This is a genomic window from Deltaproteobacteria bacterium, from assembly GCA_016210005.1.
Classification (GTDB): Bacteria; Desulfobacterota; Binatia; order HRBIN30; family JACQVA1; genus JACQVA1.
The window spans coordinates 21,412-29,166 of sequence record JACQVA010000045.1; the positions used below are offsets into that span (position 1 = coordinate 21,412).

Here is a 7,755-nt window from a genome sequence, read left to right on the forward strand (position 1 = left end):
TTTCGGCAAATCGCGCTGTCAGAGTTTCTGCACTTCCACCGCCACGCCGCGCGGCCCGAAGTTCGGGGCGCCGTAGAGGGCGCGGTAGTGCAGTTGCCCGTAGTCGCCCACCAAGTGGAGCGATTTCCACGAGCCGGTGATCGGCTCTTGCTGCCCCTGGTGGCGAGGAAACTGAAAGTTCTCCCAGGCGTGATAGATGATCACCTGCCCCGGCTGCGCCGCGGGGGTTACCTTGACCACGCACTCGAAGGCGCCCAGGTCATTGAAGATCCGCACGCGATCGTGGTCGCCAAGCTGGCGGGCGAGCGCGTCGTCCTTGTTCATGTAGAGCACCGGCTGGCCGCGCTGCAGCCGCAACATCGTGGCTTCGCTACGCCAGATGGTGTGAATGCTCCAGCGCGTGTGACCGCCGGTCATGCGCAGGGGATACTGCCCGCCCGCCGCCGGCGGCGCTTTGTGCACCGGCAGGGCCTCGCCGGCCGCGACGTACCAGTCGTGATCGAGATAAAACTGCTGGCGCCCGGTCAGCGTCGGCCATGACTCCTTCTCTTCGATCTGCCAGGCGTTCGGATACAGCGGGCGGGTGAAGTCGACGTCGGTGCACATGTTGTTGAACATGTTGTAGGGCCCGTTGCGTTCAATCGGCACGACGCCCCGCTTGATGGCCTCATCCCAGGTCGTGCCCGCGCAGATTTCCGAGCGCTGGAAGATGTAGTCCATACCGGTGCGCGGCTCGGCCGGGTCGAAGGTGCCGCCGTCGCTCCAGGTCTCGAACACCTGCGCGAAGTCCAAATCCTTGCCGAAGGCGTTCTTCACTTTCGTTACCCCACGCGCGCGGGCGCGTTCCTGAATGCGCCGGCAGAGGCTTCCGAAGATCCACCACTCGTTGCGCGACTCGCCCAGCGGCTCGACCGCCTTATCGCCGAGAACGAGATACGGCAGGAAGCACCAGGCGTACTTGATGCCGATCTTCTCGTACCAGCCGGCGGCCGGGAGCACGATGTCGCTGTGCATCCCGGTGGTCGACATCTGGGTGTTGACGTTGACGACCAGATCGAACTTCGGCCACAGGTGTTCGAGGGCGATCTGCGGTGACGGCCACTGCCGCAGCGGGTTGTCGGCGTTGACGACGAAGACCTTGGGCGACTTGCCCGGCGCGGGGAAGATCGGCATCCAGCGTTGCTCGACCGCGGTCTTCATCGCCGCATCCATGCCGAGCGGATTGCCGCTGTCGTTGTTGCCGGCACTGCCCATGGTGGGCGCGTAGCCGCCGTGCACTTGCAGCCAGGGCAAGACCGGCGAGAAGGCGAGCGCGCGCGCGCGCTCGATCATGTACGTCTCGACGTCGCGCACCGCCGGGCGGCCGGTGATGCGCAGCGCCAGCTTCATCCAGCTGGCGACTTCGCCCGAGCCCAGCTCGTCGAAGCCGTTCAGCCCCCACCACGCGCCCAGACGCAAGCCGCCGCCGGGCTTGCCCTGGTTGCCGGTGAGCGCCATCAGCAGAGCAAACGACCGGTGCATGAGATCGCTGTGGTAGTGTTTGCAGGCGCCGGTGGAGGCGTAGATCAGCGCGGCCCTCGCCGCCGCCAGCTCGCGTGCGGTGCTCCGGATCACTTCGGCATGGACGCCGGTGATCTGCTCCGCCAGTTCGGGCGTGTAGCCCGCATTCAGTTGCCGGCGCAGCAGTTCAAAGAGCGGCTCCGCCTCGACGCGCGTGCCGTCCGCCAGCTTCACCGCGTGCCGTCCTTGCAGCGCCGGCCGGATGTCGCCGAGAACCAGTGTCGGCTTTCGCATGCCCTGACTGCCCGGCGCCAACACCGCCGCGCCTTGAGCTTCGTCCCAGATGTAGAAGACGTTGTCGCGACCGCCCTTGATGAGATCACGCTCGCGCAGGAAGCGGCCGGTATCGGTGCGCACCAGGAACGGCAGATCGGTCTGCTCCTTGATGTAGTCGTCCTTGCACAGCTGCTCGCTGATGAGCACTTGCGCCAGGGCCAGCGCCAGCGCCGGATCGGACTGGACCTTGGGATTGAGCCAGCGATCGGCGTGGATGGCGGTGGCGTTGTAATCGGGTCCGATGACCACGACGTGGGCTCCGCGATAGCGCGCCTCGGTGATGAAGTGCATGTCCGGGATGCGGGTGTAGAGCGGGTTGGCGGACCAGAGGACGATGTAGTCGGAATTGAAATAGTCGTCGGCGGTGCCGTCGTTCATGAACATGCCGTAGGTCTGAATCATGCCGACCGGCATGTCGCCGATGCCGGAGAACGTGTCGAGGGTGGTCACGCCCAGGACGCGCGAGAAGCGGAACTCGGCGGCGGAGTCCGGACCGTGGTCGAAGTTGGGGCCGGGCGTAGCGATCACCGTTTCGGCCCCGTGCTCCGTGGCCGCCTTGATGATGCCGTCGGCGATCTTGTCGAAGGCTTCATCCCAACTGATGCGCTTCCATTGCCCGCTGCCGCGCGCGCCGACCCGTTCGAGCGGATAGCGCAGGCGCTGCGGTGTGTGCATCAGCTTGCTGTAGCAGGCGCCCTTCTGGCAGCCGCGCGGAAAGAAATCCGGCGTGCCGGCGCGCCCGCCTTCGTCGTAAACGTGGGCCTGCTCCTCGCGCCAGACCATGCCGTCCTTGACGTAGACGTTCCAGGCGCAGGCCGACATGCAGTTGGCGCGGTTGTGGGTGCAGTGCACGACGCGGTCCCACGTCCACTGCTGGCGGAACACATCTTCCCAGGTGCGATACGGCGGAATCGGCGGCGCGGCGGCGGCGCCAGCGCCACTCTGTGTGACCTGGGCGAAGCCGAGGCGATCCAGCGACAGCAGCAAGCTGGCGGCTGCGCTGGAAAGCAGAAACTTCCGGCGTGTGAGTTCCATTGAGACCTCCGGTTACGTGATGAACTACTGGCAGGTTGCCTTCTCGGCGCCGGTCTGGGCGATAGCGCGCGTTTGTCTCTAGCGGCAGGGTGGCCGGGGTTACGGCGCCACTTGCACGCGGCCGCCGTCGCGCAGGCCGGTATCATCGGACAGCACCACGGACTCACCGCCCGTGAGGCCACGGCTGATGCGGACGCGATCGCCAGCATTGCCCGCGGTCTCGACCAAAGTGTGGTGCGCGCGGCCGCCGTTGACCACCCACACGAAGGGGTTGCCTTGCTGGTCGCGCCGGACGGCGCCGGCGGGGGCGAGGACCACCGGCTGCTCGGTCGCGGCGCTGGGCTCGGCCAGGAAGCTGATGCGGGCGCTCATGTCGGGCAGCAAGCGCGCATCCGGCTCGAGGATACGGACCTCGATTCGCAGCGTACCCTTTTGGCGGTCCACCTGCGGGTAGAGCTTGACCACCTGCGCGGCGTAGCGGGCCTCGGCGTAAGCATCGGGCGTCACTTCCGCGCGTTGTCCCATGCGGACGCGGTTGAGATCGGCTTCGTTGACGTCGACTTGGGCGCGCATATCGGTCAAGTTCGCCAGGCGGATGAGGTCGCCGGAGCCGGCGAAGCCGCCGGGTACGGCAATTTCGCCCACCTCCTTCAATTTCGCCAGCACGACGCCGTCGGTGGGTGCATAGAGAGTGGTGTATTCGAGGTTGACCTTGGCCTGCGCCAGCTCGGCCTCCAGTTGCGCCACGCTCGCCCGCGCCACTGCTGCCTTGTTCTGCCACAGATCGAGTTCTTGTTGCGAGATCACCTTCTGTTGGTGCAGCGAGCGGCCGCGGGTGAGATCGGCCCGGGCCAGGGCGAGATTGGCGCGCGCCAGCGCCAGGCCGGCTTCGGTCTTGGCCACGAGCGCACGGTAGTCGCGATCGTCGAGCTGAACCAGGCGGTCGCCCTTGTGCACGTTCTGGCCCTCTTCGACGAAGTAGTGGTCGATGCGGCCGGGCACGCGCACGCCGATTGACACGTAGCGGTCGCCGGTGACGATGTAGCCCGAGCCCGAGAGTACCTGCGCCGGGCCGGATTGCCCCGGGGCCGAGAGCGTCGCCGTCGCCACCGTGACCACGGGCGTGCGCCCCGCCACCAGGTAGGCGGCGGCGCTCCCGAGCCCGAGCAGCACCAGCGCGCCGATCAACCGGCGCCCGCGCCGGGGGCCACGCTGGGCGGGTCGGATCGCGGGGTCGCGATCGAGCCGTAGCGATTCCAAGTCGGCCCGCAGCCGCTCGCGGCGAGGTTGGTCTGCACTGCTCATCCCTGGCTCCTGGTCCGGTGTTTCAACCACAACATAATGCCCGCTCTGCGTCATCCCTACCGTATCCCACGCTCACGCCTTACGCAGCGCTTCGATCGGCCGCAAGCGCGCGGCTCGCCACGCCGGGCCGAAGCCGCCGAGCACGCCGATGCTGAGCGCCAAGAAGAACGCGACGGCGAGATCCTGCCCGCTCACCCGCAAGCTGATCACATTGGTAGTGAAGGTGGCGGCGCCGAAGGCAATGCCGCCGAGGTAGACGTCGATCGCCGCCGAGAGCGCCAGAGACAGCGCGGCCCCAACGCCGAACCCGACCGTGGCCAAGGCGACGGCCTCGATCTGGAAGGCCGAGAGGATGGCGCGGCGCGAGAAGCCGAGCGCGCGTAGCGTGCCGATCTCCGCCGTACGGGCCTGCACCGCGGCGTACATGGTATTCGAGGCGCCGAAGCCGGCGCCGATGCCGGCCAGCACGGCAATGCCGACCACCAGCACGTAGAGCGAGTTGGCCGATTCGGACTGCTTGGCGTAGTAGTCGGTCTCACGCTGCGCGCCAAGGGCGAAGCGCGGATCGCTCTCGATCCGCTGCGCCAGCGCGTCCACTTCCGCCGGGCTGGCCGCGCGCAGCCGGATGCCCGAGTACGGGAACGGCCGCTTGGCGTCGTTAGCCAACTCGCGCACGTCTACCCACACCTCGCTCTCGAACGACGAGCCGCCGGCGTCGAGAATGCCGACCACTTTCCACTGGCCGCGGCCGAATTCGAGCTCGTTGCCGACGGCCGCGCCGGCGTATCGCCCCGCCACACCGCGGCCGACCACAGCCTCGTGTGCGCTCGGCCGAAACATCCGCCCCTCAGAGATCGTCACGCCGGTGTGCACCGCCAGGGCCACGGGCTCGACGCCGCGCACCAGGACGTTGTCGCGGCCGCCGGCCCGGGTGCGGAAGAACGGCTGCACCACCAGTTCGGGTGAGGCCAAGGGCTGATCCGTCCGGTCGCGCGCGATGCCGTCGAAGAAGCGAATCGCCTGATAGGCTTCGAGCGAGAGTTGGCTCGAGCCGTCGTTGTCGGAACCCTTGCGCATCACCACCAGATTCATGGGATCGCCGGAGGCGATCAGGGTGCGTTTCAAGCTCGAGATCAAGCTGAGAAACAGGCTGCACGCCACCACCACCAGCGCCACGACTCCGGCGGTCATGGCGCTGCGCAGCGGCCGCGCGCTTACATTGCGCAGGCTGTAGGACAGCGGCAACACCCTAGAACACCTCGTGCAAGGTCTCGACCACCGGCTTGCGCGCGGCGCCGAACGAGGGCACCACCCCGGCCAGCATACCCACGAACAGTGACAAGAAGAGGCCGTCGACGATCACGGCACTGGTGACGATGAAACTGCCGAGCGGACCCAGGGTCGGATTGCCGCCGGCGACGGCACGCAGCACGCGGGTGAGGCCGCTGGTCGCCAGTACGCCGGCGGTGCCGGCGGCGAGCGAGAGCAGCAGGGCCTCGGCGAACAGGGTGCCGAAAATCACCCGGCGGCCGAAGCCGATGGCTTTGAGCACGGCGATTTCGCCGGCGCGTTCGCGCACCGCCATCGAGGCGGTGTTGGCGGCGATGAAGACGATGCACAGCGCCACCAGCCCGGTCACAATCAGGATGATGGTGACCAGACCTTGCAGGGTCCCGAAGAAGTTGGCGAAGAAGCTCTTCTCGGTCTCGCAGGCGGTCTCGGCCTCGCTGTTGCGCGACAGCTCGTCGATCTCGCGCATGAGTGCGTTCACCCGGCTGGGATCCGCGGCCCGCACCCAGATGAGGCCGGCGATCCCCAGCCCCGTGCGCCCCTTGGCCTTCAGGGCTTCGTCGAGATAGGTGCGAGTCACCCACAACATGGGTGCCCGCTCGCTTGCTACCTCCCCGACGATGCGCAAATCGAGACTGACCGGCCACACCGTGCTGCGCAGGGTGATGCGGTCGCCGATCTTCCAGCCGTACTTGCGCATAGTCTGGCGGCCGACGATGGCCCCGTCGCGGTAGCGCTGGAAGTCGGCGAGTTGCTCGGGGGCGATGTTGTAGTCCGGGTAGACGGCGGCGATGTGTTCGCCCTCGACCGCGAAGTTCGGGAAAGTGACCCGCCCGGCCTCTTCGAAGGCGCCGCCGAACCAGGTCATGGCCAAGGCCCCGGCCACGCCGTCGAGTTGGCGGACCTTGCGGGTGAACGAATGCGGCATGGAGTAGACGATGCCGGCCTTGTTGTGCACCGAGATGCGGGTGTTGCTCGCCGCTTTCTCGAGGATCACGTCGAGGCCGGCGGGCATGGTGAGCAGCAGGCACACCAATACCACGGCCAGCATGATCGCACTGGCGGTGAGGGCGGTGCGCAGCTTGTTGCGGCCGAGGTTGGCGGCGATCAGTCCGAAGTACTTCACGACGTCCACCGCGCGCCGACGACGGCGCCGCCGGCCGCCAGCCGGATCGCCTCCCCGGCGCGGGCGGCATCGTCGCCTTCGAGCAGCACGCCCTTGTCGAGGTGGAGCGCATAGTCGACGAAGCGCAAGGCCCGGGGGTCATGGGTAACCATGACGACGGTCTTTCCAAAATCGTGCTTGAGCTGGCGCAGCAAGCCGAGAATCTCCTCGGCATTGCGCGCGTCGAGGTCACCGGTCGGCTCATCGGCCACGATCAGGTCGGGGTCGGTAACGATGGCGCGGGCAATGGCCACGCGCTGTTGCTCGCCGCCGGAGAGCGTGCGCGGCGAGTGGTGCAAACGGTGCTCGAGGCCGACGATGCGCAAGGCGGTCTCGGCCCGTTGCAGGCGTTCGGCCTTGCTGAGATGGGTCAGCAGCAGCGGCAGCGCCACGTTGTCACGTGCCGACAGCACCGGGATCAGGTTGAAGAACTGGAAGATCAGGCCGACGTGGCGCGCCCGCCAGCGCGCCAGCTCGTCTTCGGACAAGTCGTTGAGCCGCTGCCCGGCGACCACGACTTCGCCGGCCGTGGGCCGGTCGATGCCCGAGACCAGGTTCATCAGCGTCGATTTCCCCGAGCCCGACGGACCCATGAAGGCAACGAAGTGCTCCGCCTCGATGTGCACCGAGACATTCTCCAATGCGTGCACCTCGTCGGCGTTGCGGTGGTAGGAGCGGTAGACGCTGCGAACGTCGATCATCTGCGCCGCATCTTACCCGAAGCCGAGTTGCCGGCAAGAAGCAGCACCGGCGAGAGAGGATTGGGGTGAGCGAACCGCTTGCGCGGATGGCCTTGTGCGACAATGCCGAGCGGGCCTGCTGGCCCGCACGGCCAGTACCCTCGCCCTTTCCCGCGAGTAATGCAGTTCTGTGCCTCCGCTGTCGCTGGGGCGTATTCAACAGGCCACGGGGCCAGGGCGGTGGAAGACCGGCAATCGCACCGACGCGGCAGCCGTTCGAAGGTGCTGACCACAAGTGCCGGCCGGGTGCGCGACAAATTTGTGGGTAACGTGGTTCGGTGTTATGGCCGTCATTCCCGCGAAAGCGGGAATCCAGTTTGGCGTTTGGCGCTATGGACAAGCAGTTCTGCGTTTACATCCTGGCCAGCAAACGGAACGGCACGC

The 7,755-nt window shown here is 67.2% G+C and carries 5 protein-coding genes; all 5 read right to left on the reverse strand.

Annotated features, from left to right (window positions below; genetic code table 11):
- Positions 1-18 precede the first annotated feature (18 nt).
- Positions 19-2,871: a molybdopterin-dependent oxidoreductase gene (locus HY699_05350; protein ID MBI4515226.1), complete on the reverse strand. Its 2,853-nt coding sequence runs from the start codon at positions 2,869-2,871 to the stop codon at positions 19-21.
- 99 nt (positions 2,872-2,970) lie between these two features.
- On the reverse strand, positions 2,971-4,176 hold the full coding sequence (locus HY699_05355; GenBank protein MBI4515227.1) for an efflux RND transporter periplasmic adaptor subunit: 1,206 nt from the start codon (positions 4,174-4,176) through the stop codon (positions 2,971-2,973).
- 72 nt (positions 4,177-4,248) lie between these two features.
- Entirely contained in the window at positions 4,249-5,424 is a 1,176-nt protein-coding gene (locus HY699_05360) for an ABC transporter permease (protein ID MBI4515228.1), read from the reverse strand.
- 1 nt (position 5,425) lies between these two features.
- Positions 5,426-6,592 (reverse strand): ABC transporter permease, encoded by a 1,167-nt coding sequence (locus tag HY699_05365; GenBank protein ID MBI4515229.1) that lies wholly within the window; start codon positions 6,590-6,592, stop codon positions 5,426-5,428.
- Positions 6,589-7,332 carry an ABC transporter ATP-binding protein gene (locus HY699_05370; GenBank protein ID MBI4515230.1) on the reverse strand — a complete coding sequence of 248 codons (744 nt, stop codon included), beginning with the start codon at positions 7,330-7,332 and terminating at the stop codon, positions 6,589-6,591. The genes HY699_05365 and HY699_05370 overlap by 4 nt, the downstream gene beginning before the upstream one ends.
- Positions 7,333-7,755 lie beyond the last annotated feature (423 nt).